Below are 18,154 nucleotides of genomic sequence, written 5' to 3'. Positions count from 1 at the left end.
CATCTTGCCCTGCCTCAGCTGCGCGGCGCGCCCGACTGCTTGTCCTGCATGGACGACAGCAACCGGCCGAGCGGCGGTTCGAAACCAGCCTCCTCCAGCGCGCCGAGCAACTGCCCGCGCAGCTTCCGCTGCACCGCCCACTGCTTGCCCGGTCGCACCTTGACCGTCAGGCGCAACACGATTCCCTCGGGCGTGACCTGTTCGACGCCGAGCATCTCCGGCGGCTCGAGCACGTTCGCCGAGAGCGCGTCGGATTCGACCGCCTTCGTGGCGGCGCCGCTGAGCACCTCGGTGGCCTTGTCGACGTCCGCGGAGTAGCTCAGCGGGACGTCCACCACGGCGTAGGCGAAGCCCTGGCTCGAGTTGCCGACGCGCAGCACCTCGCCGTTGCGGACGTACCAGACGGTGCCCTTCAGGTCGCGCAGCGTGGTGATGCGCAGGCCGACCGCCTCGACGGTCCCGGTCGCCTCGCCGATGTCCACGACGTCGCCGACGCCGTACTGGTCCTCGATCATCATGAACATCCCGGAAAGGAAGTCCTTGACCAGGTTCTGCGCGCCGAACCCGAGCGCGACGCCGACGATGCCGGCCGAGGCGATGATCGGGGCCAGGTCGATGCCCAGTTCGCCCAGCACGAGGATGAACGCGAGGCCGTAGATCAGGAACGTCGCCATCGACTTCAGCACCGAGCCGATGGTCTTGGCGCGCTGCCTGCGGCGTTCCACCACGGCGGTGCCGAGCATCTCCGGCGCCCGTTCGCGCAGCGGTCTCAACAGCGACGGGATCTTGCCGTTGCTGCCCGAGGCCGGGAGCGTGGTGACCCGTTCGATCAGCCGCTTGGTGAGATAGCGCACCACGAACGCGATGACGAGGATCATGATGATCTTCAGCGGCTTGGTGACGAGCCAGCCCGCCGACGCGGCGAGCCACTCGTTGTGCGTGACCGAATAGACCTGGGCGCACCACGACCCGGTCTCGGAGATGCAGCTGGGCGGAGCGCTGAGCACGGCATTCACTGGCTGAGCTAGTCCTTTCTCGTTGCTTGTCCCGGCGGCGCACAGGCGGCCGGCGAGTGGCCGCCGGGTCGCGGGTATGTGACACGTCACAGAACACGCGTGCGCCGGGGCCCTGATGTGTGGTCGACTATGCCTGCACCGGTGGAGGTGGTCGAGTGCCAGACCGACAACCCGTCCCCCTCGGCGGCGCCGGCCAAGCCATGGCCGAGCTGCCGCCGGAGGCGATCCTGCGTGCCTGCCCGGGAGGATCCGCATCCGGCGGCTCCGTCCCGTCCGGGCCGGGGACCCGTCCAGGGGGAGCATCCCGTCCGCCCGGACAGCGTAGAGCCCGCGATCCGGTCGCCCCGGCGTGGGGGCGGCGCCGGGTCCTCCTGCTCAACGCCACTTTCGAGCCGCTGACCGCGGTGCCCATGCGGCGCGCGGTGGTGCTCGTCATGTGCGGCAAGGCGGAGGTCGTCCACGGCGATCCGGGCGGCGTCGAACTGCACGCCGCGACGGTGTCGCTGCCCGTTCCCTCGGTGATCCGGCTCAGCACGTACGTGCGGGTGCCGTATCGGGCGCAGGTGCCGCTCACCCGGGCCGGGCTGATGCACCGCGACCGGCACCGCTGCGCCTACTGCGGCGGCCGCGCGGAGACTATCGACCACGTCGTCCCGCGCAGCAAGGGAGGTCCGCACAGCTGGACCAACTGCGTCGCCTGCTGCGCGAAGTGCAACCACCGCAAGGCCGACCGGCTCCTGTCGGAGATCGGCTGGCGGCTGCGCGTGGTGCCGCGCGCCCCGCACGGCCCGCACTGGCGGCTGCTGGCGCATTCCAAAGAGGCCGATCCGCTGTGGCGGCCGTATCTCGGGTCGGCGGCCTAGCCGCCCGTTCCCGGACACGCCGGCGCCCCGGCTGCCTGTGCGGCGGCCGGGGCGAGCCGATGGACCGTGCTCGACGTCCCTGTTCCGGTGCTGGCGGTGCTCAGGCGGCGAGGCTGTAGTCGGCCTGGCAGGTGACGCGCGTGCCCATCGTGACCCGGGTGCCGCGCGTGACGCGAGTGCCGCGGGTGACCCGCGTGCCCATGGTGACGCGGGTTCCGGCGGTGACCCGGGTGCCGCGGGTGACGCGCGTGCCCATCGTGACGCGCGTGCCGCAGGTGACGCGGGTGCCCGCCGTGACGCGAGTGCCCCGGGTGACGCGGGTCCCGCGCGTGACGCGGGTGCCCATCGTGACGCGAGTTCCGGCCGTGACTCGGGTCCCGCGCGTAACGCGGGTGCCCCTGGTGACTCGAGTTCCCATGGTGACCCGGGTACCCATTGTCACGCGAGTGCCCGCGGTGACCCGGGTTCCGCGGGTGACCCGAGTGCCGCGCGTAACCCTGGTGCCGGACGTGACCCGCGTTCCGGGCACGAATCCGGTCTCGCTGGGTGACGAAATGGTCTCGGTGATCGCCTGAGCGGGGGGCTGGACGCTCTGCATGAGGTGTCCTCCTGGGACCGGTGCGTGACGGGCTGGGGCTGGGGAGGCGGGCACAAGGCCCGTACAGGTGAAAAAGCTACGAGGATTTCAAGGTTCGGACAAGCCGCTATCGCCCGGTACGGCCGCCTGTACGGCGAGTTGCCATCTTTCGGCCCGCAGCCCTTCGCCCCAACGTTCCAGCGGACGCGGGCCAAGCGGCGGACGGCGCCTCGGCGGCGACGAACGGTCGCCCCCGGTCGCCGGTGTCGCGCGGTGGCTGCCGGAGGCATCCGATACGCTCACCGGCGTGAACGTTGTCGAGACGATCCTGGTCTACGCGGTCATCCCCGGGGCCATTTACTTCGTGGTCGGCGCCGCGACCTTGCGGAAGAAGTTCTCGGGGACGCCGCGGTACCGGCCGGGGCAGCCGTGGGAGTACCCCGCTATGTGGTGGACCGCCAACCCGGACGGCGTAGGAGCCGGCCACGGCCCGGCGGTTGACGTGAATGCGGCGCCCGCGGGCGCTTCGACGGCCGCAGGAGGCGCTCGTGGCAAGTGGTGAAGTGACCCAGACCGCGGTCGCGGAGAAGGACCTGGCCTTCGGCGAGGTCATCACCAACAGCGGCAGGCTGTCCGCGGCGAAAATGTACGAGCCCGCGGCCCCGACGAGCCCGTTCACGGTGCAGCAGCTCGCCCGCCTGGACGAGGCCCTCACCTTCGCGACGCGCGAAACGGGCCTCGACTTCAGCATCTACCTGGGAGACCTGGGCGAAGACACCCGGGCCGGCGCGGAAAAGCTGCACGCCGCCACCGACGACCCGACGAACGCGGTGCTGCTCGGCGTTTCCCCCGCCCAGCGCGCGATCGAAATCGTCACCGGCGAGCGCGCCCACTCCCGCCTGCCCGACCGAGGCGCGAACCTGGCCGTGGCGAGCATGGTGGCCTCCTTCAAGGAAGGCGACCTGACCGGCGGTCTGGTCAATGCCCTGCGCATGCTGAGCGACCAAGCTGGCCCCGCGCCGAAGCACTGATACATCCCACGCCAGAGCCGTCCCGCACTCAGCGGGACGGCTCTTTTACGTTCTGCCCCCGCCGCTGCCCGTTTCGTGAGGGCCACCCTCATTGACTCTGATTCCCTCAGGGTTCCCCTCACGACCCGCCCCCGTGTGTGAGGGGCTCCTTCACGGACTTGGATTCCCTCAAGGAGCCCTTCACGGCCCGCTCGCCCGCCTCGCAGCTGCCGGATGCCGCCCCAATGCGGCATTGGGTGCATGGGACGCAACGAACGCCACATTGGGTGCGTCAGACGCACCCAACGCCACTTTGGGGCGCAAGCCCCAATCCCCACCAGCTCAATCGCACCTGCCGCCGGAACGCACCCAACGCCACATTGGGCGCATCCCACGCACCGAACGCCACTTTGGGTGCATCTCACGCACCCAATGCCACATTGGGGCGCTAGCCGCACACCCCAAACCCCACCGCCACTAGCCCCAAACCGCGAACCCCAGCCGCACCGGTGCACCCAACCATCGACGCACCCAGCCCCTCTACCGCAGCCGATGCACCCAACGAGCGAGGCACCCAGCCCCTCCCGCGCACCCCGATACGAAGCCCATCTGCGGTTCGGGGGTGCTTGTCAAGGCATCTTTCCCGCCTTGACAAGCACCCCCGAACCGTCAGCACAATCAAGCTTCGGGGTGCCCCGCGCAACCAAAAGCCGATGTCGCCGCCAGGCGACGAGAAGTTAGACCTGACTGTCAAAATCCCGAGCAGCCAACGCCCGGACAATCCCAGCCCGCCCCTCGGAAACAAGCCGCCGCAACGCCGCCGGATGATCCCCTGCAAGCCACTCATCCGAAGCATTCACCGTCGCAGGCTCAACCGCCCAAGACGGATACAACCCAATCGCGGTCGGCTGAGCCCGCTCACTAGACCGCCGAGCCCAGACATCGTCAATAACCTCGAAATACCGCTCAATATAATCCCCGAGCAAATGCTTCTGCCCAGGATGCGAGAACCCGGAAATCAACGCGTCAGAAACCGCATTAGGAATCTCGTCGTCGTAAATAGCCCGCTGCCAAGTATCCGCCTTCGCCTCAGCAGTAGGCTGCAACGCCCGAGACCGCTCAGCATGCCGCCGCCCAGCCGCAGTGTCGTCCCGCGCCTGCTCGGCATTGATCTCGTCCGCACCAGCCTTGCCGTGCGCCACCAGCGCCTGCAGCAACCGCCACCGCAAATCGGTGTCGACAGTGAGACCCGGCAACGGCGCGGACCCGTCCAGCCACCCGGCGATCTCCGTCAGCATGTCCTCGCTCAACACCCCGCCGGCCAGCGAGTTCACAAACGCCAGCTGATGGTCCGACCCAGCCTCCGCGGTCCGGGCCAGCTCCAGCAACCGGCCGCTGAACGCAGGCCAGCCCTCCGCCGCGGCCCACTTCTGGTCCGCATAAGAGTTGAGCGCCGTCTGCGCCTGCAGCAGCAACCGCTGCACGACCCCGACCTCGCTCTCGGCGTGAATCCCGCGCGCCACGAGCGTCACGAAGTCGCGAGCCTTCAGTTCGGCCTCGCGCGTCATCTCCCACGCGGCCGACCAGCACAGCGTGCGCGGCAGCGATTCGGTGATGTCGCCGATCCGGTCGATCAGCGTGGTCAGCGACGCCGGGTCGAGCCGCATCCGGCAGTAGGTCAGGTCGTCGTCGTTGACCAGCACGAGCTTGCCCGCGGCCTGGCCGACCAGGTCCGGCACCTCGGTGCGCTCGCCGGTGACGTCCAGCTCGACGCGGCGGGTGCGGACGATCTTGCCGTCGCTGTCCTCGTCGTACACGCCGACTGCGACGCGGTGCGTGCGCAGTTCGCCGGCGCCCGGCTTCGCGCCGGTCTGCACGACGGCGAACGACGCGAAGGTGCCGTCGGGCGCGATCTCGTAGCGCGGGCTGAGCGAGTTGAGACCGGTGGTCTCCAGCCATTCCGCGCTCCACCACGACAGGTCGCGGCCGGACGCTTCCTCCAGCGCCGCCAGCAGGTCGGCGAGCGTGGCGTTGCCCCACGCGTGCTTGCCGAAGTACACCTTGAGGCCGTCGAGGAAGTGCTCGATGCCCACGTAGGACACCAGCTGCTTCAGCACGCTCGCGCCCTTGGCGTAGGTGATGCCGTCGAAGTTGACCTCGACCGCGTGCAGGTCGACGATGTCGGCCGCGATCGGGTGCGTCGAGGGCAGCTGGTCCTGGCGGTAGGCCCAGGACTTCTCGATGTTCGCGAAGCTGGTCCAGGCGTTCTTGTACTCGGTCGCCTCGGCCTGGGCGAACACGCTCGCGAAGGTCGCGAACGACTCGTTCAGCCACAGGTCGTCCCACCAGCGCATGGTGACCAGGTCGCCGAACCACATGTGCGCCATCTCGTGCAGCAGCGTCTCGGCGCGGCGCTCGTAGGCGTAGCGGGTGACGCGGCTGCGGAAGACGTAGTCCTCGAGGAAGGTGACCGCGCCGGCGTTTTCCATCGCGCCCGCGTTGAACTCCGGCACGAACAGCTGGTCGTACTTGGAGAACGGGTACGGGGTGCCGAATTTCTCGTGGTAGAAGGCGAAACCCTGTTTGGTTTCGACGAACAGCCGCTCGGCGTCCATGTGCTCGGCGAGCGACGCGCGGCAGTAGATGCCGAGCGGGATGGTGCGGTGCTCGTCGCGGAACTCGTCGGTCCACTCCGCGTACGGGCCGGCGACGAGCGCCACCAGATAGGTGGAAATGCGCTCGGATTCGGCGAACTGCGTGCGGCGCGCGCCGTCCTCGGTGTCCTCGGCGCTTTCGACGAGCGCGTTGGACACGACCTTCCAGTCGCGCGGGGCGTGCACCGCGAGCCGGTAGACGGACTTGAGGTCCGGCTGGTCGAAGCAGGCGAACATGCGCTTCGCGTCGGCGGTCTCGAACTGGGTGTAGAGGTAGACGCCGTCGTCGACCGGGTCGACGAACCGGTGCAGGCCCTCGCCGGTGTTCATGTAGCGGCAGTCCGCGGTGACGACGAGTTCGTTCTCCGCGGCAAGGCCGGGCAGCGCGATGCCCTTTTCCTCGGCGTAGCCGCTGACGTCGAGCTCAGTGCCGTTCAGCACGGCGGAGCGGACGCCTTCGGCGACGAGGTCGATCCACGACGCTTCGCCGGGACGGCTGCTGGAGAACCGCACCGTGGTGGTCGAGCGGAACGTCTTCTCCCCGGGACGGCCGCTGCCGTCAGTCAGGTCCAGCTCGATGTCGTAGGACGACACGTCCAGCAGGCCGGAGCGCTGCTTGGCTTCGTCACGCGTCAGGTTGGGGGCGGGCACGGGCACCTCTGGTCTTCGGATCCGGTGGGCACGACGTTCAGCATCCAATCATGACGGGCCAGGAAGGGGCGACCAGGGAACAATGCGGAGGGGCCGCCGCGTTGGCTCGCAGTGCGGGGGTTGGCCCCGTCCCCGGCGAGCGCCGGGGAGCAGCCTCGCCGAGGAGCCCGTGAAAAATGACTGACTCGTCCCAGCCCACCACGGTGGACTTCTACTTCGACCCGATCTGCCCGTTCGCGTGGATCTCGTCGCGGTGGATCCTGGAAGTCGAGAAGCACCGCGAGCTGGACCTGACCTTCCGGGTGATGAGCCTGTCGGTGCTGAACGAAGGCCGCGAAGACCTGCCCGAGCGGTACAAGGAGCTGCTGAGCGAGGGCTGGGCTCCGGTCCGCGTCGCGACCGCGCTGGCGCAGACCCAGGGTCAGGAAGCGGTGCGCAACTTCTACACCGAGTTCGGCACCCGCTACCACAATCAGCACAACGAGGACCGCAAGCTCGTCATCAAGGAGGCGCTCGCCGCGATCGGCGCGCCCGCCGAACTCGCCGAGGCGGGCGAATCGACCGAATACGACGAGGCGCTGCGCAAGAGCCACCACGAGGGCATGGACCCGGTCGGCATGGACGTCGGCACGCCGACCATCCACGTCAACGGGAGCGCGTTCTTCGGCCCGGTGCTGTCGTCGATCCCGCGCGGCGAGGACGCGCTGAAGGTGTTCGACGGCGCGGTCGCGCTGGCGAGCTACCCGGACTTCTTCGAGCTCAAGCGCACCCGGACCGGGGACCTGAACTTCGACTGACGCCCGTTCGCGGGTGCTGGTCGCGGTTTCTCACGCGATCAGCACCCCAGCGCGGCTCTGGTGACGTCTTCGGGATACGGCGAGGTTTTCACCGCTTCCTCGAGCGGCGTCTTGGCGGTCTTCAGCTCGTGCAGCCGCAGCAACCCGTCGCGATGCGTCCGGACGAACGCTTCGTCCACCGGGTCGCCGTGGCCGGGCACGACGACGCGCGGTTCGAGGGCGAGCAGCGCGTCCATTGCCGCGGCCCACGCGTCGAGGTGGTCGTCCGGGCCGAACGAGTACGCGGTGAAGCCGTGCGGACCGTGTTCCACGACGTCTCCGGCGAAGACGACATCCACGTCCGGCACGTGCACCAGCAGGTCGTGGTCGGTGTGCGCGACGCCGGGGTGCACGAGCGTGACGGTGCGGCCGCCGAGGTCGAGTTCGGCGCGGTCGGGAACCAGACGGTCCGGCGGCATGAGCCCGGTTCGCTCGATGGCGTCGGCGATCTCCGGCTTGCCCTCTTTGCGGTAGTGCGCGGCCCAGGTTTGCTTGTCAGCTTCGCCGTTTTTCAGCATGGCCTGCAGACAGCCGGGGTGGGCCCAGACGTCGCAGGGCAGGAACGGCGTGGTGCCGAAGGCGTGGTCGAAATGCGCGTGCGTGTAGACGACCGACCACGGCAGTTCGGTCAGCTCGCGGACCGCGGCGGCGAATTCGGCGCCCTGGTCGACGTCGCCGCGGGTGTCGATCACCAGGCACTTCTCCTGGCCGAGCACCAAGCCGGTCGTGAGGTCCAGTTCGTTGTACCGGCGGGCGAAAACCCGGTCGGCCACCTCGGTCCAGCTCATTGCCCCTCCAGGATTCCGCGCGACAGCCTCGCCACGCTAGCGCTGACGTCCTGCTGCGCGGCGAGAACGACGTCGTTTCCGTGGCCGGTCGCGGCGAGTTCCCGGCCGGAGGTGCAGGTGCGCAGCGCTGCCGGAACATCGGTGGCCGCGTAGGCAGCCGCGGCGAGCGCGGCTTCGGCGGACCACGAGCCGGGCAGCGCGCTGACGATCGCACCCGCGCCCAGCTGGTCCTCGACGCACGGCCGCAGCGGACCGAATTCCGCGCCTTCTCCGAACATGTCGACGCCCCAGCGTTCCCCGGCGGGAATGACGCCGATCGGCCGTCCGTCGGCGATTTCCCTGGCTTTCGCCGCGGTCGCCGACGCATTCCGCAGGCAACCGGCCAATACGTGCGCGCCGGTTTTCGCCGCGGCCGCGCAGAGCGTCGCACCATTGGGGGAGGGGAGGGCGAGCAGCGTGCCGGACGGGATCTCCGTCACAGAAGACGGCCGGAGCGTCCATTCCTCTTCGCCCGCGACCACCGCTCCCGCTCCGCGCGCCTCGGCGATCCCGCGTTCGTCGCGCCACCGCACCGGAAGCACGCGGCCGCCGCGGCCGACGACGAGATCCGTTGTGGTGCTGAAGGAAAGCACGTCGACGACGATCAGCACGGCGCATTCCGGGCCGAGGATTTCGACGCCTTCGCCGCCCCATTCGAGTCGCACGTCCGTGCCGTGCTGCGCTGCGATGTCCACCCCCGGAGCATGCCGGGTCGGCGGCGAGATGGCACACTCCCGCTGTGCGTGTCTACTTGGGATCCGACCATGCCGGTTTCGAGCTGAAGAACCACCTTGTCCGCCACCTCGGCGAACAGGGGCACGAGGTGACCGACATCGGTCCGTTCGTCTACGACGCGGCCGACGACTACCCGGCGTTCTGCGTCGAAACCGCGCGCCGCGTGGCCGCCGACGAGGGCAGCCTCGGGATCGTCATCGGCGGGTCCGGCAACGGCGAGCAGATCGCCGCGAACAAGGTGCCGGGCATCCGCGCCGGGCTCGGCTGGAGCGTCGAAACCGCGCAGCTGACCCGCCAGCACAACCACGCCCAGGTGCTGGGCGTCGGCGCCCGGATGCACACCGAGGAGCAGGCGACCGAGATCGTCGAGGCGTTCCTGGCCACGCCGGTGGACCCGGCCGAACGCCACGCGCGGCGCGTGCAGCAGCTGCTCGACTACGAGCGCACCGGCACCCCGCCCGCCCTGCCGGAGGCCTGATGCCCGAGGGGCACACGCTCCATCGGCTGGCCCGTCTCCACAAACGCCGCTACGCAGGCGGACCGGTCGCGGTCAGCAGTCCGCAGGGCCGGTTCGCCGCGGAGGCGGAGAAACTCGACGGGCAGGTGCTCGTTTCCGCTGAGGCGTACGGGAAACATCTGTTCCACGACTACGGTCCGGCGGGGACAGTCCATGTCCACTTAGGTCTGTACGGCACCTTCGGCGAAGCGCCGCTGCCGGAGACCGAGCCGGTTGGCCAGGTGCGGATGCGGCTCGCCGGCCGCACCCACTGGACCGATCTGCGCGGCCCGACCCGGTGCGAACTGCTGGATCCGGCGCAGGTCGACGCGATCAAGGCCCGCCTCGGCCCGGACCCGCTGCGCCGCGACGCGAAGCCGGATCGGGCGTGGGAACGGATTTCGCGCTCACGGACGACGATCGCCGCGTTGCTGATGGATCAGGCGGTGCTGGCCGGGGTCGGGAATGTTTATCGCGCGGAAGTGCTGTTCCGGCACGGGATTTCGCCGATGATCCCGGGCCGGTCGCTGGATCGCGCGCTGTGGGACGACATGTGGGCGGACCTGGTGACGCTGATGCGCGCCGGGGTCCGGGTCGGCCGGATCGACACGGTCGCGCCCGAGCATTTGCCCGCGGCGATGGGACGCGCTCCCCGCGAGGATCGGCACGGGGGCGAGGTTTACGTGTACCGGCGGGCCGGGATGCCGTGTTTGATTTGCGGGACGCCGGTGGCGCAGAAGGAATTGGCGGCGCGGAATCTTTATTGGTGTCCGACCTGTCAGCCTGCGTGAGTTCGGCGGTTCGAAGCGAGAGCAGCTCTCGTGTTTCTGCCCGCTTAGTGTTCGTCAACGCTCGATCGAGCGCAGGGCTTCCTGCGGTGTGCGGCCGGTCGCCTCTGCGAGGGCGGTGACCGCTCTCGCAGCCAGTGCGACCAGATACAGCGCCGCTCGCAACGCGTCCTGGCGGACGGCGGCGTCGGTGAGGTTGTAGGTATCCGCGTCCTCGTCGGCGAGGTAGGCCGCCACGGCGTCCACCGTGGTCCGGTGCAGGTTCGACTGCTTCTTCCGTTCGCTGTCGGGCATCCGGCCAGTTTCCTCCTGCGGGAACGACAAAGGCCCCGCGGCACGTCTGCCACGGGGCCTTTCACCGGAGTCACCGGTCAGAAGTCGAAGCCTCCGCCGTCAAACCCGCCGCCGTCGAAGCCGCCTCCGTCGAAACCTCCGCCGAAGTCCTGGCTTCCGTCGAATCCTCCGCCGTCGAATCCTCCGCCGTCGAAGCCGCCGTCCGCTCCGTCCATGCCGCCGGCGTCCAGGGCGTCCGCCTGGCCCGCGTCGTAGCCGGATTCCCAGGCCGACGCGCTGGCGATGCCGCTCATGCCGGAGAACATGGCGCTGAACAGGAACATCGAGCCGAGGCCCCACGCGCCCGCCACGAGCGCGGGCTTCCACCACGGCTCGCTGTACCAGCCTTGCGGCACCGGGCGTCCCGCGACGCGGCCGCCGGGGTAGTAGTACGGCGTGTCCTGGCCGGGGTCGGGCGAGGCGGCGTAGCGCTGGCCCTCGACGTCCACCTCGCGGTGTTCGGTGACCTTGCCCGCGCGTTCGCGTTCGGCCTCGTCCGGCAGCGCCGGGCCGGGGTCCATGCCCATCGCCACGCGCGCGGCGCGCACGTAATACAGGCCTTCGACGGCGGTTTCCTTCACCAGCCGGGCCTGTTCGACCGTCTTGGCCTGCTCCAGCTGCGAACCGGCGGCGTTGTAGCGCTCGCTCGCGTCGGCCATCGCCTGCTGGGAGGCGGTGTCGGTGCCGGTGATGTTGAGGACCTGGCCGCCGAGGCGTTCGACGAGGCGGCGCGCGTCGGCCTTGGCGTCCTCGAGCTGGCTCTGCTTGGCCGCGGCCTGCTTCCTGGCCAGGTACAACCCGCCTCCGACGATGACGACGACCAGCACGATCAGGAGGATCGCGGTGCCCATGGGTCACTCCGTGTCTCGATCTGACGCGACGGCCGGGCAGCCGTCTCTGAAACGGACAACGCGGACCGTGCGCGGAGAGTTCCCGGCGGCGCCGCCGATCGGGCGGTGGCCGACAAAACTAGAACACGTTATAGTCCGCGGCATGAAGTTCTCCTTGTCGATCGCGATGAGCCCGCTCGACCAGCTGACCGGGCTGGCCCGCGCCGCCGAGGAGGCCGGGTTCTCCTCGATCGTGCTGCCCGATTCGCTCTTCTACTCCGAGAAAGTGTCCGCCGACTATCCCTACACGCCCGACGGCAGCCGGTTCTGGGACGAGAACACGCCCTGGGCGGATCCGCTGGTCGCGACCGCCTCGATGGGCGCGGTGACCGAACGGATCCGGTTCTACACGTCGGTGCTGAAACTCGGCTCGCGCAATCCGGTGCTGCTCGCCCGGCAGGTCAACTCGGTCGCCGCGCTGACCGGCGGACGGTTCGGCCTCGGGCTGGGGATCGGCTGGTCGCCGGAGGAATTCGAATGGTGCGGCGCGCCGTATCAGCGGCGCGGCAAACGGTTCGACGAGGCCATCGAGGTGCTGCGGCTGATCCTCAGCGGCGACATGGTCGAGTTCCACGGCGAGTTCTTCGACTTCGACAAGCTCAAGATGAGCCCGGCGCCGCCGTCGCGCGTGCCGTTCTACATCGGCGGGCACACCGACGTCGCGCTGCGCCGGGCCGCGCGCGTGGCGGACGGCTGGTCGTCCGCGATGATGACGCTCGACCAGCTGCGCGACACCATCGGCAAGCTCAAGGGCCTGCTCGCCGAGCGCGGGCGCGCCGACGACCCGTTCGAGTTCCAGGCGGTGTGCGTCGACCGGTTCGGGCTCGACGGGTTCCGCGAACAGGCCGAGGCGGGCGTCACCGACGCGATCACCATGCCGTGGGTGTTCGAGGGCCACGGATTCGACGCGGACCTCGGCCCGAAGGTCGACGCGATCCGCAAGTTCGGCGACGAGATCATCGCGAAAATCGAGGAGTGACATGGGAGTCGAGGTCTGCTGGGACCCCGCGGCGAAGCAGCCGCCCGCGCGGGAAGCGGCGTTCAAGTCGATGACGGCGGCGACCGCCGGGGACAAGGACGGCTGGCTCGCGCTGTTCGCCCCGGACGCGGTCGTCGAGGACCCGGTCGGCCCGTCGATGTTCGACGAGGAGGGCAAGGGTCACCACGGCCCCGACGGTCTTTCCGCGTTCTGGGACAAGACGATCGGGAATGTCGAGAAGTTCGAGTTCGTGATCCGCGATTCGCACGCGGCGGGTTCGGAGGTCGCGAACGTCGGCACGATCACGACGTACCTGCCTGGCGGCTATCGCGTCGACACCGACGGGGTGTTCGTGTATCGGGTGAACGAGGACGGGTTGGTCGTTTCGATGCGGGCGTTCTGGGAGACGGAGCGGGCGATGGCGACGGCGCGGCAGGTTTGACGTCAGGCTGTGTCTGTTTCGGCGAAGTCGAGAACGTGTGTGGTGATGAGGTCGGGCTGCTGAAGCGTTAGCGCGTGCGTCGTTCTCGGCACGATTTCCGTGCTGATGCGGGGATTCAGCTTCGCGACCCGGGCGGCGACTTCGGACGCGCGGTGGATGTGGCTGCGTTCGCCGAGGACCAGGCGGACGGGGACTTCGATCGCGCGGAGTTCGTCGTCGGTGAAGACGTGCTGCGGCGGCAGGTGCGCCTTGTATTTCAGGCTGGCGAACAGCAGGGGCCGCAAGGTGCGCCGCACCGTCGGATCGCCGGCGACGATCCGGCGCTGGATCGCGGCGGGCAGCAGCCAGCGGAAGATCTCCCGGAAACTCCACAGGAGGAATTTCGGGACGCTGATCTCCGCGAAGCCGGCCGGTTCCAGGCCGATGACGCCCGCGATCCGGTCGGCGGAACGGGTCGCGAGGTTCAGCGCCAGGTACCCGCCGCGCGAAACCCCGGCCAGGCAAACCTTCTCGTGGCCGAGCGCGGCGAGGACCTCGGAAAGCCATGCGGCGAGGTCGTCGTCGGTGCTGACTGAGACGGTCTCGACCGAGTGACCCGGTTCGCCGATCGAATCGACGGCGTAGACCGGATGACGGGCGGCCAGTTCGGCGAGGTGCGGGTACCAGGACAGGGACGAGCCCATGATGCCGTGCAGCAGCACGATCGGCGTGCCGTGCCCGGGACCGCTGCGCCGGACGCGCGTGGGGCCGAACTTCGTCGGAATGTCCAGTTCCTCGGACGGAACCGGCCACTCTCGCAGGACTTGCGCGTAGACGGCGAAGTAGCGTTCTTGTGCTTTGCGGTCGGTGAAAGCTCCCGGCATCGTCCCTCCCCGAGACAGGTGCGCTTCCACCGTAGCAGCCCGGCAAGGGCCTCGGTCAGGAATTGTCCAGGCGCAGCAAGGTGTTCAGCAGGCTTCCGCCGGGCAGCCCCTCGTCGCCGAAGATCCGGTGCTGTACCTCGATCACGAGCGGCATCGCGGCGCGCAGGGCGGCTCCGCCGGAGTCGGTGACCTCGACGCGTTTGGCGCGGACGTCCTCGGCGCTGCGCGCGCGGGCGACGAATCCCTTGCGCTCCAGCGTTTTCAGGATCTGCGACACCTGCATCGGGTGGATGTCGCCGGACGTCGCGAGCCCGGACTGGGTCACCGGGCCGCCGGTGCGGTTGAGCCAGCCGGCGAGCGCGAGCGTCTGGAACTGCAGGTGCGTCAGGTCGAGCGGGGCGAGGGCCTGGTCGACCTCGCGGACGTAGCGGTGCACGACGCGCCACATGACGAATCCCACCGCGTTCTCGGGGGCGCCGAGCGAGGCGGTGGCGAAGAGTTCGGCGAGCGCGTCCTTGTCCATCGGGAGGCATCGTAGCGGTTGCCCGCAGATAGTAAACGCGTTTAGTATGAGACGGGACGGAGAGGAGCACGTGATGACCGACCTGCGGCTGGACTTCGGCCTGTACCGCTACGACAACACCCGCCCGCTGTTCGACGGCCGGGTCCGCTTCGAGGGCGTCGACGCGACCCTGCACACCGCCGATATCGTCTCGGACCTGTTCGAGCGGATGGTGCGGGGCAGGGAGTTCGCTGTCGCCGAACTGGGGCTCACGTTCTATCTGCGCACCCTGGACCTGCCGGATCCGCCGTTCGTTGCGCTGCCGGTGTTCCCGAACCGGCAGTTCCGGCATTCGGCGATCTACGTCAACGCGCGCAGCGGCATCCGGGAGCCGCGCGATTTGATCGGCAAGACGATCGGCGAGTTCGCGACGTACGGGCACGACGCGGGCGTCGTCGCGAAAGGCATGCTGTCCGACGAGTACGGCGTGCGGCCGGAACAGAGCCGGTGGGTGATCGGCGGATTCGACTGGCCGATGGAGTGGTTCGATTTCGTTCCGCGACTGCACCCCGCGGAAGTGGAGGTGCGGCAGGCTCCGGCGGGGAAAGCGCTCGGGCCGATGCTGGAGAGCGGGGAGATCGACGCGTTCATTACCGCGGATCCGCCGCGCGGCATCCGGGAGGATTCGCCGGAGGTGGCGCAGTTGTTCCCGGATTACGTGCCGGTGGAACGCGAGTATTACCGGCGGACCGGAATCCGGCCGATCATGCATGCGGTGGTCGTCCGGCGGGATCTGCTGGCGGAGAATCCGGGTCTGGCGGAGCGGCTGTATCGGGGGTTTGTCGACGCGAAGGAAGTCGCGATGGCGGATTACCGGCGGGGGCGCATTTTCAATCACATGGGCGATGCCGGGATGGTGCCGTGGTTCAGTGCGTTGTACGACGAGAACCGCCGGTTGTTCGGGGAGGATTGGTGGCCGTACGGAATTGAGAAGAACCGGCGGTCGGTGGAGGCTTTCCTGCGGTGGCACTTCGAACAGGGATTGTCGAAGAGGCTGATGAAGGTGGAGGAGATTTTCGTGCCGGAATTGCTGGATACCTAGTCGTTGCGCTGGCATGCTTCCGGATGTGGCGGACGAATGGTTCGAATACGACGGCGAGCTCGGCGAGACTGAGCGCCGCTTTGTCGAGGCGCTGCGGATTCGCGCGGCTCATTGGCGCGCGAGCCCGCTCGACAGCCGAGTGGATCCGCCCGACGCGGAGCTTCCGCTGATCGCTTCCCTGGACCTGTCCGATCCGGTCGCGCACTGCGTGCTCATGACCCTCGGGGTGCATCTGGACGGCCGGACCCTGCGCGGCGACGAGGTGCACAACCAGTTGTTCACCCTGCCGGACGAGCCGACCAAGCTGGCGTTCGCCGCGACCGGCGGGCCGGAAGACCTGGCGACGCGGGCGGCGAACTGGTTCGAAGCTGTCTTGCGTCGGCCGGTCGTGCGCTGCGAATGGACGCTCACGCGGCAGATCCACCTGTTCGCGGACACCGGGGAGATCGTCGGGGGCGGGGACGGCCGCAGGTTTTGCTCGCCCGGCCAGCTCGACCGGGTGGCCGCCACCGGTCGCCTCGACGGCGGACGCTGGGTCGACGCCGGAGGGTTCCGGCAGCCGGATCTCGTTGTCCGCGTCCGGTGATCAGGGCGGGTCGGTGAACGACGGCCGCTGGGTCAGGCGCCGCGGCGCTCCGCGGTCAGCAGGTCGACCGCGCCTGGCCGGATGCTCACTGTCCATCCGTCTAGGGGAAAGCCGCTCGCGACGTTCACCTTCCGCGGCGGGCGGGTGCCCGGCTACGACCGTGACCGGTGCGCAGACGCTGGCCGAAGCGCTCGCCGCGCATCCTGGCGATCATGCCCGGGCTTTTCAGGTCTACGAGGCGAAACACCGGCGGCAGGTGGACCCGAAGCATCGGCGCGTCAACCTTGTCGCCACGCTGCTCGTTCCGCGGACTCGGCACGGGCTGGCACTGCGCAATACCGTCGGCAGAGCGGTCGGCCTCATCACCCGAAACGCCGTGACTGCCAAGGAGAACAGCTGCCGGGACCTCGGTCAGGCGAGGCCCAGTTCCTCGCGCAATCCTTCCCACGCGATGACATCGTCCTCGTTCCCGGTGTGCGGCGCGGAAAACCAGTCCGCGTACTCGCGCAGTTCGGAGAGCCGCCAGTCGAGGGCGAACAGTTCCAGCATTTCCGGGTCCAGACCCGGGGTGCCGGGCAGGTCGGCGAAGTCGCGTTCGCGCGGGGCGACGGCGAGGGTTTCCCAGTCGACCAGGCGCAGGCCGTCGGGCGTGGCGACCTGGTTGTCGTGGTGGGGTTCGCCGTGGGTCGGGACCCAGGAGCCGCGCCGGGAGACGGCTAGCGCGGCCAGTTCGAGGTAGCGGTCGTTCCAGCGTTTGATCGCGTCGCCGCGGGAGGCGAGGGCGGTGCGGGCTTCTTCGGCCAGGGGGCCGGACGTCCAGGGTTCGGCCGTGCGGGCGCGCAGTTCGTCGGCGAAGCCGGGGCCGACCTTCGGTGCCCACTCGCGCAGTCCGGCGGGCGGCGGGGTGCGGTGCAGGGCGTCGAGCGCGGCGAGGATTGCCGGTTTGTCGACCTCGTCTTCCGCGGGACTGCGGCCGTCCAGCATCGGGGTGACGCTGAGCGCGCCGGCTCCGGTGTCGACGGTGAAGCGGCCGGACCGCGTCGGCGCCGGGGCGCAGACGAACTCAAGCCCGGCTGCGGCCAGTTCGGCGGCGCTCGCGTAGGTGCTTTCCAGCGACGCCGCGGTGTGCCGGGGTTCGAGCTGGTCCAGCGTGACGAACAGGGAGTCGGCGCGCCAGTGGTGCGCGCCGAAACCCCAAGGCAGGTAAGCGATCTCGGAGACGGGCTGCCACTGTTCGGCGAGTACGCGGGTGATGGTGTCGTCGGTGGGAAAGACCGGTCGGGATCGCACAAAACGGATACTAGGCAGCGCTTCGCGGTGGGAGCAACGGAGTTTCTAGAACAGCTCGGTCCGGTAGTTTTCGTCGACCACGTCGTACAGGCCGCCGTTCACGAGGTCGCCGAGGCTGTTGTTGATTTTCTGCGCCTGTTCGGCGATGGAGAGGGTGTAGAAATCGCCGCCGAGGGTCGCCGCCTCGGCGAGTCCGCGAGTGTCGCCCTCCCACAGTTTCGCCCGGATGACGGCTTTTCCGCACTGACCGAACACTTCGCGCACGCGGACGACCGTCGCGAGGACAGCGGGTTTGTTGTCCGCGCTGAGCATGCTCAGCAGTTCCGGATCGTCGGTGACGAAGGCGTCGCCGTTGACGCGGATCACCTCGCGCAGGCCCGGCACGAAGAACACGAGCCCGATCGACGAGGTGGCGGTGACGTTCTCGAAGGTGTCGGCGAGTTTGTTGCCGGGACGGTCGGGGATGGCGAGCGTCCACGGGTCGAGGACCCGCACGGAACCGGGCGGGTCGCCTTTCGGGCTGACGTCCATCAGGCCGTCCGCGCCGAAGGTGGCGGCGCAGAAGAACGGGCTGTGCGCGATGAACCGCATGGCGAATTCGCCGAGCTGCGGTTCCTTTTTCTCGGCGATGAACTGGTCCGGGAAACCGATGATCTCCCGGATGCGCGCCATGGTGATCGGCGCGTACGCGTCGGCTGCGGTGGTCATGGGCTC

At 69.1% G+C, this 18,154-nt stretch carries 22 protein-coding genes; 11 read left to right on the top strand and 11 right to left on the bottom strand.

Going from position 1 to position 18,154, the window contains the following annotated elements; translation table 11 throughout:
- Positions 1 to 14 precede the first annotated feature (14 nt).
- Positions 15 to 1,016 carry a mechanosensitive ion channel family protein gene (locus EIZ45_RS22805; protein ID WP_051729014.1) on the bottom strand — a complete coding sequence of 334 codons (1,002 nt, stop codon included), beginning with the start codon at positions 1,014 to 1,016 and terminating at the stop codon, positions 15 to 17.
- Positions 1,017 to 1,426: 410 nt separating this feature from the next.
- Here EIZ45_RS22805 and EIZ45_RS47635 point away from each other — a divergent pair, with 410 nt between their 5' ends.
- Positions 1,427 to 1,879, top strand: coding sequence for an HNH endonuclease (locus EIZ45_RS47635; protein ID WP_050788293.1), 453 nt, complete (start codon positions 1,427 to 1,429; stop codon positions 1,877 to 1,879).
- 100 nt (positions 1,880 to 1,979) lie between these two features.
- Here the strand turns inward: EIZ45_RS47635 and EIZ45_RS46885 are convergent, their stop codons facing one another.
- The gene (locus EIZ45_RS46885; protein ID WP_235146639.1) at positions 1,980 to 2,225 is read right to left on the bottom strand and encodes a hypothetical protein; all 246 of its coding nucleotides are present in this window, start codon (positions 2,223 to 2,225) and stop codon (positions 1,980 to 1,982) included.
- A 55-nt stretch (positions 2,226 to 2,280) separates the two neighbouring features.
- On the opposite strand from EIZ45_RS46885, the gene EIZ45_RS46880 reads away from it, so the two are divergent.
- The 3 genes from EIZ45_RS46880 to EIZ45_RS22785 all read left to right on the top strand — a co-directional run bounded on the left by EIZ45_RS46880 (position 2,281) and on the right by EIZ45_RS22785 (position 3,487).
- The gene (locus EIZ45_RS46880; RefSeq protein ID WP_235146640.1) at positions 2,281 to 2,454 is read left to right on the top strand and encodes a hypothetical protein; all 174 of its coding nucleotides are present in this window, start codon (positions 2,281 to 2,283) and stop codon (positions 2,452 to 2,454) included.
- A gap of 309 nt (positions 2,455 to 2,763) precedes the next feature.
- The gene (locus EIZ45_RS22790) at positions 2,764 to 3,018 is read left to right on the top strand and encodes a hypothetical protein (RefSeq protein ID WP_037814055.1); all 255 of its coding nucleotides are present in this window, start codon (positions 2,764 to 2,766) and stop codon (positions 3,016 to 3,018) included.
- Positions 3,005 to 3,487 carry a DUF5130 family protein gene (locus tag EIZ45_RS22785; protein ID WP_043829473.1) on the top strand — a complete coding sequence of 161 codons (483 nt, stop codon included), beginning with the start codon at positions 3,005 to 3,007 and terminating at the stop codon, positions 3,485 to 3,487. Before EIZ45_RS22790 ends, EIZ45_RS22785 begins: the two co-directional genes overlap by 14 nt.
- 716 nt (positions 3,488 to 4,203) lie before the next feature.
- On the opposite strand, the gene pepN is transcribed toward EIZ45_RS22785, so the two are convergent.
- Positions 4,204 to 6,771: an aminopeptidase N gene (gene pepN / locus EIZ45_RS22775; RefSeq protein WP_134663132.1), complete on the bottom strand. Its 2,568-nt coding sequence runs from the start codon at positions 6,769 to 6,771 to the stop codon at positions 4,204 to 4,206.
- Between the two features lie 176 nt (positions 6,772 to 6,947).
- Here pepN and EIZ45_RS22770 point away from each other — a divergent pair, with 176 nt between their 5' ends.
- Positions 6,948 to 7,568: a DsbA family protein gene (locus tag EIZ45_RS22770; protein WP_043827917.1), complete on the top strand. Its 621-nt coding sequence runs from the start codon at positions 6,948 to 6,950 to the stop codon at positions 7,566 to 7,568.
- Between the two features lie 38 nt (positions 7,569 to 7,606).
- On the opposite strand, the gene EIZ45_RS22765 is transcribed toward EIZ45_RS22770, so the two are convergent.
- Positions 7,607 to 8,395: an MBL fold metallo-hydrolase gene (locus tag EIZ45_RS22765; protein ID WP_134663131.1), complete on the bottom strand. Its 789-nt coding sequence runs from the start codon at positions 8,393 to 8,395 to the stop codon at positions 7,607 to 7,609.
- Positions 8,392 to 9,129: a 2-phosphosulfolactate phosphatase gene (locus EIZ45_RS22760; protein ID WP_134663130.1), complete on the bottom strand. Its 738-nt coding sequence runs from the start codon at positions 9,127 to 9,129 to the stop codon at positions 8,392 to 8,394. Before EIZ45_RS22760 ends, EIZ45_RS22765 begins: the two co-directional genes overlap by 4 nt.
- A gap of 44 nt (positions 9,130 to 9,173) precedes the next feature.
- Here EIZ45_RS22760 and EIZ45_RS22755 point away from each other — a divergent pair, with 44 nt between their 5' ends.
- Positions 9,174 to 9,647, top strand: a complete 474-nt coding sequence (locus EIZ45_RS22755; RefSeq protein WP_134663129.1) for a ribose-5-phosphate isomerase — start codon at positions 9,174 to 9,176, stop codon at positions 9,645 to 9,647.
- Positions 9,647 to 10,456, top strand: coding sequence for an Fpg/Nei family DNA glycosylase (locus tag EIZ45_RS22750; RefSeq protein WP_134663128.1), 810 nt, complete (start codon positions 9,647 to 9,649; stop codon positions 10,454 to 10,456). Before EIZ45_RS22755 ends, EIZ45_RS22750 begins: the two co-directional genes overlap by 1 nt.
- A 54-nt stretch (positions 10,457 to 10,510) precedes the next feature.
- On the opposite strand, the gene EIZ45_RS22745 is transcribed toward EIZ45_RS22750, so the two are convergent.
- Together EIZ45_RS22745 and EIZ45_RS22740 are read right to left on the bottom strand one after the other, a co-directional pair.
- Positions 10,511 to 10,747, bottom strand: coding sequence for a hypothetical protein (locus EIZ45_RS22745; protein WP_051729013.1), 237 nt, complete (start codon positions 10,745 to 10,747; stop codon positions 10,511 to 10,513).
- Between the two features lie 77 nt (positions 10,748 to 10,824).
- Positions 10,825 to 11,637, bottom strand: coding sequence for a hypothetical protein (locus EIZ45_RS22740; RefSeq protein WP_037814038.1), 813 nt, complete (start codon positions 11,635 to 11,637; stop codon positions 10,825 to 10,827).
- A gap of 142 nt (positions 11,638 to 11,779) precedes the next feature.
- Between EIZ45_RS22740 and EIZ45_RS22735 the strand changes: the two genes are divergently transcribed.
- Both EIZ45_RS22735 and EIZ45_RS22730 read left to right on the top strand, forming a co-directional pair.
- Positions 11,780 to 12,655, top strand: a complete 876-nt coding sequence (locus EIZ45_RS22735) for a TIGR03619 family F420-dependent LLM class oxidoreductase (protein ID WP_037814036.1) — start codon at positions 11,780 to 11,782, stop codon at positions 12,653 to 12,655.
- Between the two features lies 1 nt (position 12,656).
- Entirely contained in the window at positions 12,657 to 13,097 is a 441-nt protein-coding gene (locus EIZ45_RS22730; protein WP_037814033.1) for a nuclear transport factor 2 family protein, read from the top strand.
- Between the two features lie 2 nt (positions 13,098 to 13,099).
- Here EIZ45_RS22730 and EIZ45_RS22725 read toward each other — a convergent pair whose 3' ends face one another.
- Both EIZ45_RS22725 and EIZ45_RS22720 read right to left on the bottom strand, forming a co-directional pair.
- Positions 13,100 to 13,960, bottom strand: a complete 861-nt coding sequence (locus EIZ45_RS22725; RefSeq protein ID WP_134663127.1) for an alpha/beta fold hydrolase — start codon at positions 13,958 to 13,960, stop codon at positions 13,100 to 13,102.
- A 55-nt stretch (positions 13,961 to 14,015) separates the two neighbouring features.
- On the bottom strand, positions 14,016 to 14,483 hold the full coding sequence (locus EIZ45_RS22720; protein ID WP_037814027.1) for a MarR family winged helix-turn-helix transcriptional regulator: 468 nt from the start codon (positions 14,481 to 14,483) through the stop codon (positions 14,016 to 14,018).
- 73 nt (positions 14,484 to 14,556) lie between these two features.
- Between EIZ45_RS22720 and EIZ45_RS22715 the strand changes: the two genes are divergently transcribed.
- Both EIZ45_RS22715 and EIZ45_RS22710 read left to right on the top strand, forming a co-directional pair.
- On the top strand, positions 14,557 to 15,564 hold the full coding sequence (locus EIZ45_RS22715; protein ID WP_037814025.1) for a 4,5-dihydroxyphthalate decarboxylase: 1,008 nt from the start codon (positions 14,557 to 14,559) through the stop codon (positions 15,562 to 15,564).
- Positions 15,565 to 15,589: 25 nt separating this feature from the next.
- Positions 15,590 to 16,150 carry a hypothetical protein gene (locus tag EIZ45_RS22710; protein WP_134663126.1) on the top strand — a complete coding sequence of 187 codons (561 nt, stop codon included), beginning with the start codon at positions 15,590 to 15,592 and terminating at the stop codon, positions 16,148 to 16,150.
- 411 nt (positions 16,151 to 16,561) lie between these two features.
- Here EIZ45_RS22710 and EIZ45_RS22700 read toward each other — a convergent pair whose 3' ends face one another.
- Entirely contained in the window at positions 16,562 to 17,440 is an 879-nt protein-coding gene (locus EIZ45_RS22700; RefSeq protein ID WP_134663125.1) for a phosphotransferase, read from the bottom strand.
- 45 nt (positions 17,441 to 17,485) lie between these two features.
- Entirely contained in the window at positions 17,486 to 18,148 is a 663-nt protein-coding gene (locus tag EIZ45_RS22695; RefSeq protein ID WP_037814020.1) for an MSMEG_1061 family FMN-dependent PPOX-type flavoprotein, read from the bottom strand.
- Between the last annotated feature and the right edge of the window lie 6 nt (positions 18,149 to 18,154).

Origin of the sequence: Amycolatopsis sp. CFH S0740 (assembly GCF_004522315.1) — a bacterium.
Classification (GTDB): domain Bacteria; phylum Actinomycetota; class Actinomycetes; order Mycobacteriales; family Pseudonocardiaceae; genus Amycolatopsis; species Amycolatopsis nivea.
This window is presented reverse-complemented; position numbering and strand designations above follow the sequence as displayed.

Coding starts and splice junctions, on each gene's coding strand:
- EIZ45_RS47635 (WP_050788293.1), top strand. CDS start 1,427: ATGCGGCGCGCGGTGGTGCTCGTCATGTGCGGCAAGGCGGAGGTCGTC.
- EIZ45_RS46885 (WP_235146639.1), bottom strand. CDS start 2,225: ATGGGCACCCGCGTCACGCGCGGGACCCGCGTCACCCGGGGCACTCGC.
- EIZ45_RS22770 (WP_043827917.1), top strand. CDS start 6,948: ATGACTGACTCGTCCCAGCCCACCACGGTGGACTTCTACTTCGACCCG.
- EIZ45_RS22765 (WP_134663131.1), bottom strand. CDS start 8,395: ATGAGCTGGACCGAGGTGGCCGACCGGGTTTTCGCCCGCCGGTACAAC.
- EIZ45_RS22750 (WP_134663128.1), top strand. CDS start 9,647: ATGCCCGAGGGGCACACGCTCCATCGGCTGGCCCGTCTCCACAAACGC.
- EIZ45_RS22745 (WP_051729013.1), bottom strand. CDS start 10,747: ATGCCCGACAGCGAACGGAAGAAGCAGTCGAACCTGCACCGGACCACG.
- EIZ45_RS22740 (WP_037814038.1), bottom strand. CDS start 11,637: ATGGGCACCGCGATCCTCCTGATCGTGCTGGTCGTCGTCATCGTCGGA.
- EIZ45_RS22735 (WP_037814036.1), top strand. CDS start 11,780: ATGAAGTTCTCCTTGTCGATCGCGATGAGCCCGCTCGACCAGCTGACC.
- EIZ45_RS22730 (WP_037814033.1), top strand. CDS start 12,657: ATGGGAGTCGAGGTCTGCTGGGACCCCGCGGCGAAGCAGCCGCCCGCG.
- EIZ45_RS22725 (WP_134663127.1), bottom strand. CDS start 13,960: ATGCCGGGAGCTTTCACCGACCGCAAAGCACAAGAACGCTACTTCGCC.
- EIZ45_RS22720 (WP_037814027.1), bottom strand. CDS start 14,483: ATGGACAAGGACGCGCTCGCCGAACTCTTCGCCACCGCCTCGCTCGGC.
- EIZ45_RS22715 (WP_037814025.1), top strand. CDS start 14,557: ATGACCGACCTGCGGCTGGACTTCGGCCTGTACCGCTACGACAACACC.
- EIZ45_RS22695 (WP_037814020.1), bottom strand. CDS start 18,148: ATGACCACCGCAGCCGACGCGTACGCGCCGATCACCATGGCGCGCATC.